Annotated in this window: 2 protein-coding genes; both read right to left on the reverse strand. The window is 73.9% G+C overall.

Features of this window, described 5'->3' with window-relative positions; all coding sequences use genetic code 11:
* Window positions 1-16: 16 nt before the first annotated feature.
* Window positions 17-20,167 carry a type I polyketide synthase gene (locus tag ACTMTF_RS46325; protein WP_441116467.1) on the reverse strand — a complete coding sequence of 6,717 codons (20,151 nt, stop codon included), beginning with the start codon at window positions 20,165-20,167 and terminating at the stop codon, window positions 17-19.
* A 30-nt stretch (window positions 20,168-20,197) separates the two neighbouring features.
* Window positions 20,198-21,133, reverse strand: a 936-nt coding sequence (locus ACTMTF_RS46330; protein WP_441116468.1) for a beta-ketoacyl reductase, incomplete at its 5' end; no start/stop codon positions are given.

Here is a 21,133-nt window from a genome sequence, read left to right on the forward strand (position 1 = left end):
TCAGCCTTGACCCTCGTTATTCGGCGAGCTCGTTGTCGAGAAGATCGAAGATGTTCTCGGCCGTGGCTGCTTTCAAATCGTTGTCGGCCGCGTCGTCGGCCGTCGCGTCGTGATCGCTCTCCAAGGTGAGCAGCAGAGCTTTCACCCGCGCGGCCAGAGCAGTTCGCGCACCATCACCGGAAGGAACTCCCTTGACTAGCTTTTCGAGTTTGCTGATTTCATCCAGGGCGGCTGAACCAGCGCTGACCTGGTCATAGCCGATTTCCTTTTTGATGAAATCGGAGAGAACGACCGGCGTCGGGTAGTCGAATGCGAGAGTCGCGGGCAATTTCAGCCCAGTGGCTGCGTTCAACCGATTCCGTAGCTCCAGAGCGGTCAGCGAGTCGAAACCCAAATCCTTGAAAGCCCGTCCGGCTCCCACAGCGTCCGCCGAGGAATGACCGAGAACGGCGGCCGCATGCGTGCGAACCAGGTTCAGTAGTATCCGGTCGCGGTCCGATTCGACCAGCGCGTTCAACTGCTGCCGCAACAACCGCCCCGCTTCCGCGCCGCCGGCGGCGGACGCGGACCGCGGCAGATTTCCGGCCAGGAGGCGCCAGACGGCCGCCGGTCGCTCGCCTCGGGCGGCCTGACCTCGCAGTACGGCCACATTCAGCCGAGCCGGAACCAGCAGCGCCTCGTCCCGGGTCAGAGCCAGGTCCAGCAGAGCCAGACCGTCGTCGGCTGTGATTTCCGTCATCACGCTGCGACCGGCCCGCTGCCGGTCGTCGGCGCTGAGATGTCCGGTCATCGCGCTGGCGTCGGCCCACAGGCCCCAGGCGAGCGAGATCGCGGGCAGCCCGGCCGCCTGACGAGAGGCGGCCAGGGAGTCGAGGAAGGCGTTCCCGGCGGCGTAGTTGCCCTGTCCGGGGGCGCCGAAGGTCGCGGCTCCCGCCGAGAAGAGGACGAAGGCGTCCAGGTCGAGGCCCTGGGTCAGTTCGTGGAGGTTCCAGGCGGCGTCGGCCTTGGGCCGCATCACCGCGTCGATCCGCTCGGTCGTCAGCGAGCCGATCACGCCGTCGTCCAGGACTCCGGCGGTGTGGACGACAGCGGTCAGCGGGCCCTCGGTCCGGGCGAGCACCTCGGCCAGAGCGGGACGGTCGGCGGCGTCGCCGGCCGTGATCTGCACCCCGGCCCCCGCCTGCGCGCAGTCGGCGGCCAGCAGCGCGGCCCCCGAGGCGGCCGGCCCCGAACGGCTGAGCAGCGTCAGCCGCTCGGCCCGCCCGGTCGCCGCCAGGTGCCGGGAGACCAGCGCCCCGAGCATGCCGGTCCCGCCGGTGATCAGCACGCCCCCGACCGGACGGCCCGCCTGCGGGTCCCCACCGAGGTTCGCGTCCGGGCGGGTCAGGCGCCGTCCGTAGGCGATCCGCTCGCGGATCGCCAGTTCCGGCTCCTCGGATGCCACGGCCGCCGGCAGGTGGCCGATGGCTTGCGCGGTGTCGTCCGCAGGGAGGTCGACCAGGAGCAGGCGGCCCGGCTCCTCCGATTGCGCGGAGCGGATGAGCCCCCACGCCGAGGACGCGGCCAGGTCGGTCACCGGCTCGCCGGGCCGTGCCGCGATCGCGCCCCGGGTCACGATGGCCAGCCGGGCTTCGGACAGCGCCGAGAGGGTGAGCCAGTGCTGGACCAGGCCCAGCATCTGGCCGGCGATCAGCCGGGACGTCTCGCCGACGCTGCGGCCCGCCTCGATTCCCGCCGTCGCGGTCTCGGAGCCGATCTCAGGTCCGGTCTCGGAGCCGATCTCAGGTGCGATCTCGGAGCCGATTTCGGCCAGCACCAGGTCCGGTGCGGGCAGTCCGGCCTTGATCGCCTCGGTCAGGGCGGTCAGGTCCGGGTAGGACTCCACCGCCGCGCCGCCGACGGCCGCCCCGATCCCGAAGGGGTCCGCGCCGATCAGCGCCCACCGGCCGGCAGGCACCGCCTCCGGGCCGCTGACCGGGATCCATTCGACGCTGAAGAGGGCGTCGCGCAGCCCGTTCCCGGCGGCCTGCAAGGCTCCGGCCGCGATCGGCCGCATCGCCAAGGACTCCACCGACACGACCCGCTGTCCGGTGGGGTCGGCCCCGTCCAGGACGAGGCTGCCGGCGCCGTCCCGGGAGAGCCGGATCCGCAGCGTGGCCGCGCCGGCCGCCTGGAGCGACACTCCGGTCCAGGCGAAAGGCAGCCGTACGCCGGCCGACTCGCCGCCCGACTCGCCATCGGCCGGGCCAGGGTCGGTGAGCAGGGCGGCCGCGTGCAGGGACGCGTCCAGCAGGGCCGGGTGGATGCCGAACCGGCCGGCGTCGGAGGCGGCGGCGTCGGGCAGGGCGATCTCGGCGAAGACGTCGGTGCCACGCCGCCAGGCCGCCCGCAGCCCACGGAAGACCGGACCGTAGCCGTACCCGCCCGCGGCCTGGATCTCGTACAGGCCGGAGACGTCGACGCGTTCGGCGTCCTCGGGCGGCCAGACCAGGAAGTCGGCGGGCGCGCGCAGGCCGTCAGGCTGGTCCGGCGCGAGCCGGCCACCGGCGTGCCGCGTCCACGGGACGTCGTCGTCGGCGCGCGAGTAGATCTCGACGGTTCGCTGGCCGTCCTCGTCCGGTGCGCCGACCATGACCTGAACCTGGACCGCGCCGGCGGCCGGCAGGACCAGCGGCGCGGCCAGGGTCAGCTCGACGATCCGGGCGCACCCGACCTCGTAGCCGGCCCGTACCGCGAACTCCACGAACGCCGTGCCCGGCAGCAACACCGTGCCGCCGACGGCGTGATCGCCGAGCCACGGCTGTGCGCGCAGGGACAGCCGTCCGGTCAGGACCACCCCGTCGCCGCCGGCCAGGTCGACCGCCGCGCCAAGGAGCGGATGCCCGACCGCGCCGAGCCCGGCCGACCGGACGTCCCCGGCGCCGCCCAGGGACATCCGGGACCAGTAGCGCTGGTGCTCGAAGGCGTACGTGGGCAGGTCGATCGGGCGGCCGGTGGGCAGCACGGCCGGCCAGTTCACGCCCACTCCGCGCACGTGCGCCTCGGCCAGGGACAGCAGGAGCCGGGCCGGGCCACCGTCGTCGCGGCGGAGCGTCCCGGTCACCACCGGCGTCCGGTGGGAGGAGCCGTCATCGGTCTGCTCAAGGGTGGCGGTGATCGCCGCGATCAGCACCGGGTGCGGCGAGGACTCGATGAACGCCCGGTACCCGGCCCGGCCGAGCGCCTCGATCGCCGCCGAGAACCGCACGGGCGCGCGAAGACTCGCGTACCAGTAGCCGGCGCCGGCCTGGGAGCCGTCGAGGAGCTCGCCGGTCATCGCCGACATCATCGGCACCCGGCCCGGCTGCGGGACGACCCCCGCCAGCAGCTCCAGGATCTCCTCGCGGAGCTCATCCACCTGTGGGCCGTGCGAGGCGTAGTCCACCGGCAGGATCCGGGCCCGGACGCCGTCCCGCTCGCACTCGGCCGCCAGCCGTTCGATGGCGTCCGGGTCGCCGGAGACCACCGTGGCGTCCGGTCCGTTGACCGCCGCGACCGTCAGCCGGTCGTCCCAGGCCGCCACGCGGATCTCCACGGCGTCCGCGGGTTCGGCGATGGAGAGCATGCCGCCGCGCCCGGACAGCGTCGTCAGCGCCTTGCTGCGCAGGGCCACGACCTTGGCGGCGTCGTCCAGGGAGAGGATCCCCGCCACGACCGCCGCCGCGATCTCACCCTGCGAATGCCCGACCACCGCGTCAGGCTCGACACCGGCGGCCTGCCAGACGGCGGCCAGCGACACCATGACGGCCCACAGCGCGGGCTGCACCACGTCGACCCGGTCGAGCCCCGGCGCGCCCTCGGCGCCCGCCAGGACGTCGGTCAGGACCCAGTCCACGTACGGCGACAACGCCTGACCGCACTCGGCCAGCCGCGCCGCGAACACCGGGCTGGTCTCGGCCAGTTCCCGGCCCATCCCCACCCACTGCGACCCCTGCCCCGGGAACACGAACACCGCTCGCCGGTCACCGGCCGGGACGGTCCCGGTCACGACCCCGGCGGCCGGTTCGCCGGTCGCCACCGCGGCCAGTCCGGCGATCAGGTCGCCGGAGCCCGTGCCGGTGACCACGGCCCGGTGCTCGAACGCCGCCCGGGTGGTGGCCAGCGACCAGCCGATGTCGGCCACGTCACCGGCTTCCTGTCCGGTACGGGCCCGCCCGTACTCGGCCGACCGGTGCCCCTCCGGTCCGGTACGGGCCCGCCCGTACTCGGCCAGCCGGTGCGCCTGACGGGCCAGGCCGGCGGCGGTCCTGCCGGACACCACCCATGCGGTCGGCCCACCGGTGAGGACCCGCCGCCCGGCGTCGGCCGGGTCCGTCTCCGGAGTGGGCTCGTCCTCCTCGACGGCGGGCGGTTCCTCCAGGATGACGTGCGCGTTCGTACCGCTGACCCCGAAGGACGACACCCCGGCCCGGCGCGGCCGGCCGTTCGCCGGCCAGGGCACCGGCTCGCTCAGCAGCCGGACCTCGCCCGAGGTCCAGTCGACGTGCGGGGACGGCTCATGCGCGTGCAGGGTGACCGGAAGGACCTCGTGCCGCATCGCCAGGACCATCTTGATGATCCCGGCGACGCCTGCGGCGGCCTGGGTGTGACCGATGTTCGACTTCACCGAGCCGAGCCAGAGCGGCCGATCGCCGGGCCGGTCCTGACCGTAGGTGGCCAGCAGGGCCTGCGCCTCGATCGGGTCGCCCAGCACCGTGCCGGTCCCGTGCGCCTCGACGGCGTCGACGTCCGCCGGCGTCAGCCGGGCCTCGGCCAGAGCGGTACGGATCACCCGCTGCTGGGAGGGCCCGTTCGGCGCGGTGAGCCCGTTCGACGTGCCGTCCTGGTTCACCGCGCTGCCGCGGACCACGGCCAGCACCCGGTGACCGTTGCGGCGCGCGTCGGACAGCCGCTCCACGACCAGCACCCCGGCGCCCTCACCCCAGCCGGTGCCGTCCGCGCCCGCCCCGAAGGACTTGCACCGGCCGTCCCCGGCCAGTCCCTGCTGCACGGCGAACTCGGCGAACGCCCCGGGGGTCGCCATCACCGTCACCCCGCCCGCGAGGGCCAGCGACGACTCCCCCGAACGCAGGGACTGGCAGGCCAGGTGGAGCGCGACCAGGGACGACGAGCAGGCCGTGTCCACGGTCACCGCCGGGCCTTCCAGACCGAGCGTGTACGCCACCCGCCCGGAGATCACGCTGGTGGCGCTGCCGGTGAGGAAGTAGCCCTCGGTACCGGCGGCATCGGCGGACGGTTGCAGGCTCATCCCGTAGCCGGACGACCAGGCGCCGACGAACACGCCGGACGTGGTGCCGCGCAGCGATCCGGGGTCGATTCCGGCCTGTTCCAGGGCTTCCCAGGACGTTTCGAGCAGGACTCGCTGCTGCGGGTCCATCGCGAGCGCCTCGCGGGGGCTGATCCCGAAGAACGCGGGATCGAAGTCGCCCGCGTCGTAGACGAACCCGCCGACCGGGGTGAAGGAGGAGTCACCGTCGGCGGAGCCGAAAGCCTCCCAGCCGCGGTCGGCGGGGAAGCCGGAGACGGCGTCCGTACCGGTGGTCAACAGGGTCCAGAAGTCCTCCAGCGTGCCCGACCCGCCGGGCAGGCGGCAGCTCATGCCGACGATGGCGATCGGCTCGTCGGACGTCGCCGCCGCCTGGACCGGGACCTGGGCTCCGGCCTGCTCGCCGACCAGGCCGGCCCGCAGGTGCTCGGCCAGGGTGACCGGGGTGGGGTAGTCGAAGACCAGGGTGGCGGGGAGCTTCAGGCCGGTGGCCGTGTTCAGCCGGTTACGCAGCTCGACGGCGGTCAGGGAGTCGAAGCCGACGTCCTTGAACGCCCGGCCGGCCTCCACCGCGTCGGGTGAGGGATGCCCGAGGACGAGCGCCGCCTCGGCCCGGACCAGATCGGTCAGGATCCGGTCCTGGTCGGCCTGGGCGAGGCCCTGCAGTCGCCGTCCCAGCTCGGTCGTGACGCCCGGGGCCCGGCCGTCGTCGGAGGCGGCCTCGGACAGCGCCAGCCGGACCTGCGGGAGCTCGCTGATCAGCGCGCTGGGCCGGTGCAGGGTGAACACCGGGGCGAAGGCGGCCCAGTCCAGGTCGGCCACGGTGACCAGGCCTTCGCCGTGGTCGAGGACGGTGGCCAGCGCGCCGATGGCGCGCTCGGGGTCCATGTCCCGCAGGCCCAGTCGTTGCAGTTGGGCGCCGCCTTCGCCCTCGCCCATCCCGCCGCCGCCCCACAGGCCCCAGGACACCGAGGTCGCGGGCAGGCCACGGGCCAGCCGGTTCTCGGCCAGCGCGTCCAGGTAGGCGTTCGCGGCGGCGTAGGCCGCCTGGAGGCGGCTGCCCCAGATCGCGGCGCCGGAGGAGAAGAGCACGAAGGCGTCCAGTTCGCGGCCGGCCGTGAGCTCGTCCAGGTGCGCGGCTCCGGCCGTCTTGGCGGTCGCGGCGGTGTCCAGATCCGCGACCGTGGTGCCGATGACCGGGGCGCCCTGCGCGACGCCGGAGGCGTGGAAGACGGCCCGCAGCGCGGCCCCGCTCCCGTCGACCCAGTCCAGCAGTCCGGCCAGCTGCGCCCGGTCGGCCGTGTCGCAGGCGACCACCGAGACGGCGGTGCCGGCGGCGGCCAGCCGCGCGGCCCGCTCGGCCGCCCCGGAGGCGCGGGCGCCCGACCGCGAGACCAGCACGACCCGGGGCACGCCACGCCCGGCCAGCCACTGGGCCACCCGGCCGCCTATCGCACCAGTGCCACCGGTGATCAGCGCACTACCCGCCGACGTCCACTCTCCGTTACGGCGTGGTCGCGAGGACGGGTTTCCGCCGCGCTGAAGTGCGGGGTTTCCGCCCGGGTGCGGAGCTGGGCTTACGTCCGGCTGCGGAGCCGGGTTCACGCGTGGTTGCGGGGCTGGGAGGAGTCGGCGGCCCAGGATGCCGCTGCCACGGATGGCGATCTGGTCTTCGCCCTGCTCAGCGGATCCGGTTAGGACGGCGACGAGCCGGGCCATGGTGCGCTCGTCGAGGGCGGGTGGCAGGTCGATCAGGCCGCCCCAGCGGTCGGGGTGTTCCAGGCCGACGATGCGGCCCAGGCCCCAGACCTGGGCCTGTGCTGGGCTGGTCAGCGTTTCGCTCGGGCCGGTCGCGACGGCTCCGGAGGTCGCCACCCACAGCGGGGCCTGAATCTCCAGGTCGGCCAGTGCCTGGACCAGGCCGAGGGTCCCGGCCAAGCCGGCGATGACGGCCGGTGAGTCGCTCAGCGGCGTCTCGTCGGTGGCCAGCAGTGACAACACCCCGGCCACAGCCAGTGTCCCGGCAGCGTCATCGCCCCGGGACGCGTCTCGGGATGCGTCTCGGGAGTCGCCCTCGGAGTCCGCAAGGGAGTCGCTCTGGGAGCCTTCCTGGAGGTTGGCCCCAGAGATCGCCGGGGAGTTGTCGTTCTGGGTGTCGGCCAGGGCCCCACGTATGCGGGCGGCCAGGGCGGCCTGGTCCACCTCGCCTGGCGCGACCTCGGCGACGACCACCCGGGCGCCGGCCTTGGTCAGCGCCTCGGCGCAGGCACGGGTCAGCTCCCCCGCGTGCGCGCACGTACGATCAGAAATGTCCCGGCTTGGGTTCGCGGAGACGACGAGCCAGGTTCCGGTCAGCGGAGCCGGAGCCGGATCGGGCACCGGTGTCCAAGCGACCCGGTAACGCCAGCCCGCCGTCAGCGACTCCTCCCGGTCGCGCTGACGCCAGGACGCCAGTGCCGGGAGGACCTCGCTGAACGGGCGTTCGCCGTCGACGTCCAGGGCTCCGGCCAGTCCGGCCAGGTCACCGTGTTCCACCGCGGCCCAGAACCGGGCTTCGGCCTCGGTCCCGTCACCCGTACGAACCGCGACGGGCGCGGGCCGCGGCCAGTAGTGCTGATGCTGGAAGGCGTACGTGGGCAGGTCCACCTGCCGCCCGGCCGGCAGGACCGCGGACCAGTCGAGGTTCACGCCCTGTACGTGTGCCCGCGCCAAGGCGGTCAGTACGGCCGTCGACGCGTCGGTGCCGGCCCGCGACATCGGGATGAACGCGGCGTCAGCCGAAGCGCCGGGCAGAGCCGCCGGGCCCATGGCCGACAGCGTCCCGTCGGGGCCGATCTCGACGAACACCGTGACGCCCTGTCCGGCCATCGTCGTCACCGCGTCGGCGAACCGTACCGGCTGCCGTGCCTGGTCCACCCAGTAACCGGCGTCCGGTCGGGTGATCAGCTCACCGGTCAGCGCTCCGACCCAGGCCACGGCGGGTGGCGCATGCTCAAGCCCGGCGGCCAGGGAGCCGAGTTCGTCCAGCACCGGGTCCATCCGGGCCGAGTGGAAGGCGTGGCTGACCCGCAGCCGGCGCACCCGTCGCCCGCGTTCGCGCCACTCCTCGACCATCGCGTCCACGGCGGCCTCGTCGCCCGAGATCACCGTCGACGAGGGGCCGTTCACCGCCGCGATCGACACCTCGGGCGTGCTGGCGAGCGTGGCGAGCATCTCGGCCTCGGTGGCGGCGATCGCCGCCATGGCCCCGCCGTCGGGAAGGGCCTGCATCAGCCGGGCCCGGGCCGCGACGAGCCGGCACGCCTGCGCCAGTGTCAGCACGCCGGCCGCGTGCGCGGCGGCGATCTCGCCGACCGAGTGACCGGCGACCACGTCCGGGACGATCCCGGCCGCCGCCAGGAGAGCGACCAGCCCCACCTCGACCGCGAACAACCCGGTCTGGGCGTACAAGGTCTGCGTGGCCTGAGCGTCCTCGCCGGTGCCGAGCACCACGTCCCGGATCGGGAGCCCGAGCTCGGCTTCCAGCAGCGCGCAGGCGTGATCGAACGCCTCGGCGAAGACCGGGGAGGCCGCGTACAGCTCCCGGCCCATCCCGGCGCGCTGGGCCCCCTGCCCGGCGAAGAGGAAGCCCACCCGGCCGGCGCCGCCGGCGGACACCGCGGCCTGGATCACCCCGGCCGGGGAGGTGCCCGCGGCGACCGCGGTCAGCCCGGAGGCCAGGTCGCCGGTGATGACCGCCCGGTGCTCGAACACCGACCGGGTACGGGCCAGCGACCAGCCGACGTCGACCGGGTCGAGATCCGGGCGGGAGGAGAGGTGCGCGGCGAGCCGTGCGGCCTGGGCGGCCAGACCGGCGGCCGACTGACCGGACACCGGCCACGCGGCCGGGGCCGGCTCCAGCACCGGAACCGTCCGCCGTGGCGTGGTCTCGGTGACCTCGTCGGCGAGGGCCGGGGGTTCTTCGACGATCACGTGGGCGTTGGTGCCGCTGACCCCGAACGCCGACACGCCCGCGCGCCGGGGGCGGCCGGTCGCCGGCCATGCCACCGGCTCGGTCAGCAGGCGCACGTCACCGGCGGACCAGTCCACGTGCGGGGACGGCTCGTCGGCGAAGAGGGTCACCGGCAGCGCGTCGTGCCGCAGGGCCAGCACCATCTTGATCACGCCCGCCACCCCGGCCGCGGCCTGGGTGTGGCCGATGTTGGACTTCACCGAGCCGAGCCAGAGCGGCCGGTTCTCGGCCCGGTCCTGACCGTAGGTGGCCAGCAGCGCCTGGGCCTCGATCGGGTCGCCGAGTACCGTGCCGGTGCCGTGTGCCTCGACCGCGTCCACGTCCGAGGCGGCCAGGCCGGCGGCGGCCAGGGCGGCCCGGATCACCCGCTGCTGGGAGGGCCCGTTGGGGGCGGTGAGTCCGTTCGACGCGCCGTCCTGGTTCACCGCGCTGCCACGAATGACGGCCAGGACCTGGTGCCCGTGACGGCGAGCGTCCGAGAGTCGTTCCAGCACGAGGACGCCCGCGCCTTCGCCCCAGCCGGTGCCGTCGGCGTCCGCGCCGAAGGACTTGCACCGGCCGTTCGCGGCCAGTCCCTGCTGCCGGGCGAATTCGGCGAACGCTCCGGGGGTCGCCATCACGGTGACGCCGCCGGCCAGGGCGAGCGAGCATTCTCCGGCGTGCAGCGCCTGGCCGGCCAGGTGCAGCGCGACCAGCGAGGACGAGCAGGCCGTGTCCACGGTCACCGCCGGACCTTCAAGACCGAGGGTGTACGAGATCCGCCCGGAGATCACGCTGGTCGCGTTCCCGGTGAGCATGTAGCCCTCGGAGCCGCCGCTCTCGGCCAGCCCGGCGCCGTAGGCCGAATAGGTGGCTCCGGCGAAGACGCCGGTCTGGCTGCCCCGCAGTGACACGGGGTCGATGCCCGCGCGTTCCAGCGCTTCCCAGGTGGTCTCCAGCAGCAGGCGCTGCTGAGGGTCCATCGCCAGCGCCTCACGCGGGCTGATGCCGAAGAACCCGGCGTCGAAACCGGAGGCGTCGTAGACGAATCCGCCCTGCCGGGTGGTGGACGTACCGTCGCCGTAGAGACGTTCGACGTCCCAGCCGCGGTCGGCGGGAAAGCCGGAGACTGCGTCCGTGCCGGTGGCCAGCAGTTCCCAGAAGCTCTCGGGGGTGCCGGCGCCGCCGGGGAAGCGGCAGCCGATGCCGACGATGGCGATCGGCTCGCCCGGATCCACGGCCGTGTGAGTCGGCGGCGCGGATGCGGTGCGGGCGCCGAGCAGCTCGGCGCGCAGGAGCTGGACGACCGCGGCGGGGGTGGGGTGGTCGAAGACGAGCGTGGCCGGGAGTTTCAGGCCGGTGGCCGTGTTGAGCCTGGTGCGCAGGTCGACGGCGGTGAGGGAGTCGAAGCCGAGGTCCTTGAACGCCCGCCCGGCAGGCACGGCCTCCGCGGATGCGTGCCCGAGGACGGCGGCGGCCTCGGCCCGGACCAGGTCGGTGAGGATCCGGTCCTGCTCCGGCCGGTTCAGGCCGAGCAGCCGCTGTCCCAGCGCCGTCCCGGCCTCCTTCGCGCCGTCGTCGGAGGCCATGAGGCCGTTGAGCGCCCGCTGGGCGTCCGGCAGATCGGCCAGCAGCGGGCTGGGCCGCTGCACGGTGAACACCGGGGCGAACCGGGCCCAGTCGATGTCCGAGACCGCCACCAGGGCTTCGCCGGCGTCGAGCGCTCCGGCCAGTGCGGCGATCGCCGGCTCCGGGTCCATCTCCCGCACGCCGAGGCGCTGCAGGACCTCTCCGGCCGGACCGTCGCCCATGCCGCCACCGCCCCACAGCCCCCAGGCGATGGACGTCCCGGCGAGTCCGCGCCCGCGACGGTCCTCGACGAGGGCGTCCAGCGCCGCGTTCGCCGCCGCGTACCCGGCCAGCCGGCCGCTGCCCCAGGCCGCCGCGCCGGACGAGAACACCACGAACGCGTCCAGATCGAGGCCGTCGGTGGCCTCGTCCAGGTGTCCGGCGCCACCGGCCTTCGCCTGCGACACCTCCGCCAGATCCGACGCCGCCATGTCGTCGATCGGGCCGCCCAGCCCGGCCCCGGCGGCATGCATGACCGAGCTCAGCCGTGGGCCGGTGGCGCCGATCCAGTTCACCAGGCCGGTGACCTGCGAGCGCTCGCCGACATCACCGGCGACGACGGCCACGGCCGTCCCGGCGGCGGCCAGCTCGGCGGCCAGGGCCGGCGCCCCGGCCGCGGCCGGACCGGAGCGGCTGGACAGCACCAGCCGGGTGGCGCCGCGCCCGGTCAGCCAGCGGGCCACGTGCCCGCCGACGCCGCCGGTACCGCCGGTCACCAGCACACTGCCGCCTGGCTGCCAGCGGTCACCGGGACGCGGCCGGGGCGCGCGCATCAGGCGTCTGCCGAGCACTCCCCCGGCCCGGATGGCGACCTGGTCCTCGCCGCACCCGGCCAGGACCGCGGCCAGCCGTCCCGCCGCCCGCGCGTCCCATGCCCGGGGCAGGTCGATCAGTCCGCCCCACCGATCCGGATGTTCCAGGCCGGCGACCCGGCCGAACGCCCACGTCTGTGCCTGAACCGGGCCGGTCGGCACCTCACCGGCGCCCGCGGCGACCGCACCGAACGTCAGCACCCACAGCGGCGCGCCGATCCCGGCGTCACCCAGCGCCTGGACCAGCCCCATCGTCCCGGCGAGCCCGGTCGCCACCACCGGCCACCGGGCCATCGGCGACTCGTCCAGCGCCAGCAGCGACACCACTCCGGCCACCACCGGGCCGCTATCCGGGTCGGTCTCCGCGTGGAGGGTCTCGCTGATCCGGCCGGCCAGCGCCTGCCGGTCGGTCTCGTCCGGGGCGATCTCGGCGCGGAGCACCTGGGCGCCGTGACCGGTCAGAGCCTGTACGCATCGCTCAGTCTGGTCCGTGCCCGTCTCACCGGCCGGGACGACCAGCAGCCAGGTGCCGGACAGGGCCGCGGAGCCGGGCACCGTGACCGGGGCCCAGGTGATCCGGTAACGCCAGTCGGCGGCCGTCGATTCACCGCGCTCGCGGTGCCGCCAGGCGGCCAGCGCGGGCAGGATCTCGCCCAGCCGCTGCCCGTCGACGGCCAGCGTCTGCGCCAGGCCATCCAGGTCGCCGCCCTCGACGGCGGCCCAGAACGCGCTCTCGGCCGCCGGTACGACGCTCGTCGCGGTCGGGGCCGTGGCCGGCTTGGGCCAGTACCGCTGCCGCTGGAACGCGTACGTCGGCAGGTCGATCCGCCTGCCCGCCGGCAGCACCGCGGTCCAGTCCACGAAGACGCCGTGGCCGTGCACCAGGGCCAGCGAGGTCAGCGCCCGGACGGGTCCGCCGTCGTCCCGCCGGAGGGTGCCGGTGACGACCGGCTCCCGCACGGGTCCCGATCCCTCGTCGGTCTCGGACCGCTGCCGGAGATCTTCGAGGGTGTCGGTGATGGCGGCGGTCAGGACCGGGTGGGCGGAGGTTTCGATGAACACCCCGTATCCGGCCCGGCCCAGCACCTCGGTGGCGCGGGCGAACTCCACGGGCGCCCGCAGGCTCGCGTACCAGTAGCCGGCGTCCAGCTCGGGGCCGGTCAGGAACTCACCGGTCATCGCCGACACCATGGGGATGAGGCCGGGCCGCGGCGTGATCGTCGCCAGCAGGCTCAGCACCTCGTCGCGGATGGCGTCGACCTGCGGCCCGTGCGAGGCGTAGTCCACCGGCAGCATCCGCGCCCGGACGCCGTCCCGCTCAGCGGCGGCGAGCAGTGCGGCCAGGGCCTCCGGCCGGCCCGAGACGACCGTCGCCGCGGGGCCGTTCACGGCCGCGACGGAGATCCGCCCGTCCCAGGACGCGATCCGGGCCGACACCGCCTCGGCCGGTTCGGCGAGGGACATCATGCCGCCGTGCCCGGACAGGGCGGTCAGGGCCCGGCTGCGCAGCGCCACCACCTTGGCGGCGTCCTCCAGCGACAGGATCCCGGCCACCACGGCCGCCGCGATCTCCCCCTGCGAATGCCCCAGCACCGCGTCCGGGGTCACTCCGGCCGCCTGCCAGAACTCGGCCAGCGAGACCATCACGGCCCACAGCGCGGGCTGCACCACGTCGACCCGGTCCAGGCCCGGCGCACCCTCCCGGCCGTGCAGCACATCATCCAGCGACCAGTCCACGTACGGGGCCAGCGCCCGACCACACTCGGCCAGCCGGGCCGCGAACACCGGCGACGACGCCGCCAACTCCCGGCCCATCCCTGCCCACTGGGATCCCTGTCCCGGGAACACGAACACGACCGGGCCGGTGCCGCCGGCCACCCCGGTCACGACCCCGGCGGCGGGCTCGTCGGCCGCCAGCGCGCCGAGGCCGGCCACCAGTTCGTCCCGGTCGGCGCCGGTGATGACGGCACGGTGCTCGAACAGGGACCGGGTGGTCGCCAGCGACCAGCCGACGTCGACGGGGTCGAGGTCCGGCCGGTCCGCGAGGTGCTCGGCCAGCCGCCGGGCCTGCTCTACGAGGCCGGACGCGGCCTGACTGGACACCAGCCAGGCCGGGGTACCCGACAGCGCCGGCGCGGGCCCGGCGTGGGCCGATCCATCGCCCACCCCTACCAGTGCAGGTACTTCCTCCCCGACCCCGGCCCGTACAGGCGCACCGTCCTCAACCTCGGCCCGTGCAGGTGCCCCGTCCTCGAACCCGGCCCGTGCAGGTGCTCCTTCCTCAACATCGCTCGCGGCCGGTGCCTCTTCGAGGATGACGTGAACGTTGGTGCCGCTGATCCCGAAGGCCGAGACGCCGGCCCGGCGGGGTCGATCGCCCGCCGCCCAGTCCACCGGCTCGGTCAGCAGCCGGACGTCACCGGCGGTCCAGTCGACCTCCGGCGTCGCCTCGTCCGCGTGCAGGGTGGCCGGGAGCAGGCCGTTCCGCAGGGCGAGGACCATCTTGATGATCCCGGCCGCGCCGGAGGCCTGCTGGGCGTGCCCGATGTTGGATTTCACCGTGCCCAGCCACAGCGGCCGTCCCTCGGGGCGGTCCTGACCGTAGGTGGCCAGCAGCGCCTGGGCCTCGATCGGGTCCCCGAGCCGGGTGCCGGTGCCGTGCGCCTCGACCGCGTCCACGTCGGCGGTGCCGAGGCCGGCGCTGGCGAGCGCGGCACGGATGACCCGCTGCTGCGAAGGTCCGTTGGGGGCGGTCAGCCCGTTCGACGCGCCGTCCTGGTTGATGGCACTGCCGGCCACCACGGCCAGCACCGTGTGCCCGTTACGGCGCGCGTCCGACAACCGCTCCAGCACGATCATGCCCGCGCCCTCGGACAACCCCATCCCGTCCGCGCCGGCCGAGAACGCCTTGCACCGACCGTCCAGGGCCAGCGCCCCCTGCTGCGAGAAACCGATGAACTCAGCCGGATCCGCGATCACCATCACACCACCGGCCAAAGCCAGATCACACTCACCCGCCCGCAGCGCCTGCGCCGCCAGATGCAACGACACCAGAGCCGACGAACAAGCCGTGTCAACGGTGACGGCAGGACCTTCAAGACCGAGCGTGTACGAGATCCGACCCGAGATCACACTGGTCACATTGCCCGTGATCAGGTGTCCTTCCGAGCCGTCGAGGTCGGCGCCGTAGCCGGTCTGCCCGGCGTACCCGGACGAGGCCGCGCCGGCGAAGACGCCGGTCAGCGAGCCGCGCAGGGACATCGGGTCGAGCCCGGTGCGCTCCAGCGCTTCCCAGGCCGTTTCGAGCAGGAGGCGCTGCTGCGGGTCCATCGCCAGCGCCTCACGCGGGCTGATCCGGAAGAACGCCGGGTCGAAGTCCGCCGCACCGGCGACGAAACCACCCTCACGGGTCACCGACCCCAGGGCCGAGCCGGGCACGGCGTCGAGCAGCCCCGCGATGTCCCACCCCCGGTCAGCGGGGAAGCCGCCGATCGCGTCCCCACCGCTCGCCAGCAGCTTCCACATCGCTTCCGGGCTGTCCACGCCGCCGGGATACCGGCAGCCCATCCCGACGATCACCACCGGATCGGTGACCGAGACGGGGGTGACCCGCGATCCGGCCGTCATCAGCTGCTGCGTGCCCATCAGCTGGGTCACGATCTGCCGAGCCAGCATCACCGGGGACGGGTAGTCGAACACCACCGTGGAAGGCAGCTGCAGGCCGGTGGCCTGATTGAGCCGGCCGCGCAGCTCGACCGCGGTCAGCGAGTCGAAACCCATCTCCCGGAAGGCCCGGTTGGCCTCCACCGCCTCGCCCGGGGCATGGCCGAGGACCGCCGCCGCGTGGCCGCCCACCAGGTCGGTGACGATCCGTTCCCGCTGACCGGCCGATACGCCGGCCAGGCGCGCCAGCAGCGCCGCGGCCTCACCCGAGGCGACGACGGTGGCACCGGAGTCGACCTGACGGGCTTCGGGGATCTCCTCCAGCAGCGGCCACGACCGGACCGCGTTGAACACCGCCGAGAACCTCGGCCAGTCCACATCCGCCACCGACAGCACGGTCTCGTCATCGGCGAGCACCTGCCCCAGCACCGTCAACGCCCGCTCCGGATCCAGCAACCGCAGGCCCTGACGCCGCAACCGGTCCGGGACCAGGCTCTGCGGCCGGGCCGGCTCGGCCGGGTCCTGGGCGGCGTTCGCCGAGTCGTCGAAGCGACCGCCCGAGCTCCAGACCCCCCACGCCACCGACGTCGCCGGCAGACCCCGGGCACGCCGGTTCTCCGCCAGCGCGTCCAGGTGAGCGTTCGCGGCGGCGTACGTACCGTGCTCCCCCACCCCCCACGTCGCAGTGATGGAGGAGAACAGGACAAAAGCATCAAGATCCAGATCAGCGGTCAGCTCGTCCAGATGTGTCGCACCCGCGACCTTCGCGCTCAAAGCCAGCGCCAGCTGGTCCACATCGGCCTGGTCGAGGGCCATCAGCTCCACCGCCACCGCCGCGTGAATCACCGCCGACAACGGCGAGGCGACCGTCGGTATCCACGCCAGCAAACCGGCCAGCGCATCCCGATCCACCACGTCACAGGCGACCATCGTGACCGCCGAACCGGCCTCCGCCAAGAAGGCGGCGAGCACCCCCGCACCGGGCGTCCCCGGCCCCCGGCGACTGGTCAGCACCGCGTGCTCGACCCCCGCATCGGTCAGCCAGGCGGCCAGATCGGGGCCGATCGCGCCGCTGGCCCCGGTGAGCAGGATCGTTCCGCGCGGCGCCCATGCGCCGTCGCCGTTGCGGCGGGGGGCGGCCCGGACCAGGCGGCGGGCCAGAGTCCCACCGGCCCTGATCGCGGCCTGGTCCTCGCTCTTGCCGGCGAGCACCCCGGCGAGCCGCGCCGCCGACCGCTCGTCCAGGACGGGCGGCAGGTCGATCAGGCCACCCCACCGGTCCGGATGCTCCACCCCGGCCGTCCGGCCCAGACCCCACACCTGGGCTTGGATCGGGCTGGTCAGGACATCGCCGTCGCCGGTCGTGACGGCCCCCTGGGTCAGCACCCACAGCGGCGCGGTCGTCCCGGCATCGCCGAGCGCCTGCAGCAGGCCCAGCGTCCCGGCCACGCCGGACGGCACCACGGGCCGGTCGGCCAGCGGCGACTCGTCCAGTCCCAGCAGGGAGAGCACCCCCGCCGGCCCGCCGTCGTCCGTCACCGGGGCGAGGGCACCGCTGATCGTCTCGGCCAGGCCCGACCGGGTCACCTCGCCGGGGGCGACCTCGGCGAACAGCACCCGGGCCCCGCGCTCGCTCAGCGCCCGCGCGCAGGCGGACACGAGGTCGCCGCCGGCCAGGGCGGACGGGACCACGACCAGCCAGGTCCCGGTCAGCGCCGCCGGGGCCGGGTCACGAACCGGCACCCAGGAGACCCGGTACCGCCAGTCCGCGGTCAGCGACTCGTCCCGCTCCCGCCTCCGCCACGACGCCAGAGCAGGCACCAGCTCGCCCAGGGTCGTTCCGTCCACCGAGAGCGCCTGGGACAGGCCGTCCAGGTCACCGGCCTCGACCGCCGACCAGAACCGGGCCTCGGCCGCGGTCCCGCCGCCACCGCTGACGGCGACCGGGGCCGGGACCGGCTTGGGCCAGTACCGCTGCCGCTGGAAGGCGTACGTCGGCAGTTCCACCCACGGCGCCGCCGGCACGACGGTGGTCCAGTCCACGGGCACGCCGCGTACGTGCGCCTCGGCCAGCGAGGCCAGCAGCCGGGCCGGGCCGCCGTCGTCGCGGCGCAACGTCCCGGTCACGATCGGCGCCGGCCGGGAGAGACGTTCGGCCTCCTCCGGGTTCGCGAGCTCCTCCAGCGTGCCGGCGATCGACGCCGTCAGCACCGGATGCGCGGAGACCTCGACGTACACCCCGTGGCCCGTCCGATCCAGCGCTTCTATGGCCCGGCTGAACTGGACGCCGGCCCGCAGGCTGGCGTACCAGTAGCCCGCGTCCATCTCCGGGCCTTCCAGGATTTCCCCGGTCATCGCAGACACCATCGGCACCCGACCAGGCTGCGGGGCGACGCCGTCCAGGAGGTTCAGGATCTCCTCCCGCAACGAGTCCACCTGCGGGCCGTGCGAGGCGTAGTCCACCGGCAGGATCCTGGCTCGGACCCCGTCACGCTCGCAGTCCGCGAGCAGCGTGCGCAGAGCCTCCGGATCACCGGAAACCACCGTGGCGGCCGGGCCGTTCACGGCCGCCACCGAGGCCCGGCCGTCCCACGGCGCCACCCGCCTCTCCACCGCGGCCGCGGGCTCGGCGATCGAGAGCATGCCGCCGCGCCCGGACAGCGCGATCAGCGCCCGGCTGCGCAACGCCACGATCTTGGCAGCGTCCTCCAGCGACAGGATCCCGGCGACCACCGCTGCGGCGATCTCCCCCTGCGAATGCCCCACCACGGCATCCGGCTCCACACCAGCCGCCTGCCACACCGCAGCCAGCGACACCATCACCGCCCACAGCACCGGCTGCACGACGTCGACCCGGTCGAAACCGGGCGCGCCTTCACGACCGGCGAGGACGTCGTTCAAGGACCAGGTCACGTACGGGGCCAGAGCCTGCTCACACTCGGCCAGCCGGGCGGCGAACACCGGGCTGGCCTCGGCCAGCTCCCGGCCCATCCCCACCCACTGCGACCCCTGACCAGGGAAGACGAACACCACCCGGCCCTGACCGCCACCGGCCGGAACCACCCCGGAGACGACCCCGGCGGCCGGCTGACCGGCGGCCACCGCCGACAGCCCGGACAGCAGCTCACCGCGGTCCTGGCCCAGGATCACGGCCCGGTGCTCGAAGACCGACCGGGTGGAGATCAGCGACCAGGCCACCCCGGCGACGTCCAGATCGGGACGGGACAGGACGAACTCGCCCAGCCGGCCGGCCTGCGCGGCCAGCCCGGCCGGGCTCCGGCCCGACACCAGCCAGGCCAGCACCGACCCGGTCAGCACCGGCAGACCCGGCTTCTCCTGGCCGGCGTCCTCGGGCTCCGGGTCGTCGGGATCGGCGTCCACGTCCGTCACCGGCGGTGCTTCTTCGAGGATGGCGTGCACGTTGGTGCCGCTGACCCCGAACGCCGACACCCCGGCCCGCCGGGGACGGCCGTTCGCCGGCCACGCGACCGGCTCGGTGAGCAGCCGGACGTCGCCGGCGGTCCAGTCCACGTGCGGACTGGGCTCCTCGGCGTGCAACGTACGCGGCAGCTCCTGATGCTGCAGAGCGAGGACCATCTTGATGACCCCGGCCACCCCGGCCGCGGTCTGCGTGTGCCCGATGTTCGACTTCACCGACCCCAGCCAGAGCGGGCGGTCGTCCTCACGATCCTGCCCGTAGGTGGCCAGCAGCGCCTGCGCCTCGATCGGGTCACCCAGCACCGTGCCGGTGCCGTGCGCCTCGACCGCGTCGACCTGGTCGGCCCGCAGCCCGGCGTTCGCCAGCGCGGTACGGATCACTCGCTGCTGCGACGGGCCGTTCGGCGCGGTCAGCCCGTTACTCGCGCCGTCCTGGTTCATCGCGCTACCGGCGATGACGGCCAGCACCCGATGGCCCTTCCGTCGCGCGTCCGAGAGCCTCTCCAGGAAGAGCATCCCGGCGCCCTCACCCCAGCCGATCCCGTCGGCGTCGGCCGCGAACGCCTTGCACCGGCCGTCGAAGGCCAGCCCCTGCTGCCGGGAGAACTCGGCGAACGCGGACGGAGTGGACATGACCGCCACCCCACCGGCCAGCGCCATCGAGCACTCACGCGAACGCAGCGCCTGACACGCCAGATGCAACGCGACCAGGGACGACGAACACGCCGTGTCCACCGTCACCGCCGGACCTTCCAACCCCAGCGTGTACGACACCCGCCCCGAGATCACCGACGTCAGGCTGCCGATCATCAGATAGCCCTCGGAGCCGCCTTCTTCGGCCAGCCCGTGGCCATAGGCGCCGAAGCCGGCACCGGCGAAGACCCCGATCTGGGTGCCCTTCAACGACGCGGGGTCGATGCCCGCCCGCTCGACCGCTTCCCAGGCCGTCTCCAGCAGCAGCCGCTGCTGCGGATCCATCGTGATCGCCTCACGCGGGCTGATCCCGAAGAACCCCGGATCGAAATCCGCCGCGTCGTACAGGAAACCACCCACGCGCGTGGTCGACGCCTCGTCGCCCGCGCCGGCGTAGAGACCTTCGGGGTCCCAGCCCCGGTCCGACGGGAATCCGGAGATCGCGTCGGTCCCGGCGGACAACAGGTTCCAGAAGTCCTCCGGCTCGCGGACCCCGCCCGGGAACCGGCAGCCCATCCCGACGATCGCGATCGGCTCGCGGTCACGGTCGCGAAGCCTCTTGCGGGTCCGACGCAACGTGGTGGTTACCTGCTTGAGGTAATCACGAAGCTTGTCCTCGTTCTCAACCGCAGCCATGTTGACCTACCCCTAGAGAAGTCTTGTGGATCAATCGAAGTCGGCAGCGCGGAGCTCTTTTTCCACGAAGTCGAACATCTCGTCGTCGGTTGCCGACTCAAGCTCTTGATCGGTCCCCTGGTCGTCGCCGTCGTGCTGGGCGCGCAGCTCCTGGCCGATCGATTCGAGCCTGGACGTGATGTCGAAGCGCTCCTCGCTGTTCCAGGAGACCCTGGAGAGGACGGCCTGCAGTTTCTTGAGTTCCGCCACCGCGATGGCGTAGTCGGTCTGTTCGTTGACGGCCTTGGACCGGATGAAGTCGGCCAGGACGGTGGGCGTCGGATAGTCGAAGACGAGCGTGGCGGGCAGTTTCAGCCCGGTCGCCGCGTTGAGCCGGGTGCGCAGGTCGACGGCGGTGAGGGAGTCGAAGCCGAGGTCCTTGAACGCCCGCCCGGCCGGTACGGCTTCCGCCGAGGCGTATCCGAGGACGGCGGCGGCCTCCGCCCGGACCAGGTCGGTGAGGATCCGGTCCTGCTCGGGCCGGCCGAGCCCCTCCAGCCGCCGGCTTAGGGCCGTCCCGTCCGGCTCCGCGCCGTCGTCGGGCGTGGCGGAGTCGCCGAGTGCCTGCTGGGCGTCGGGCAGGTCGGCCAGCAGGGGGCTGGGGCGTTGGACGGTGAAAATGGTGGCGAACCGGTCCCAGTCGATGTCCGAGACCGCGACCAGGTCTTCCCCGGCGTCCAGGACAGCCGCCAGCGCCCCGACGGCGACCTGCGGATCCATCTCCCGTACTCCGAGACGCTGGAGCATCTCACCGGCCGGGCCGTCGCCCATCCCGCCACCGCCCCACAGCCCCCAGGCCACCGACGTCCCGGCCAGGCCCCGGCTGCGACGCTCCTCCACCAGGGCGTCAAGGGCGGCGTTGGCGGCCGCATACCCGGCCAGCCGGGCACTGCCCCAGGTCGCCGCACCGGAGGAGAACACGACGAA

The sequence above is a fragment of the Nonomuraea sp. ZG12 genome, from assembly GCF_052068115.1.
GTDB lineage: Bacteria > Actinomycetota > Actinomycetes > Streptosporangiales > Streptosporangiaceae > Nonomuraea.

Coding starts and splice junctions, on each gene's coding strand:
- ACTMTF_RS46325 (WP_441116467.1), bottom strand. CDS start 20,167: ATGGCTGCGGTTGAGAACGAGGACAAGCTTCGTGATTACCTCAAGCAG.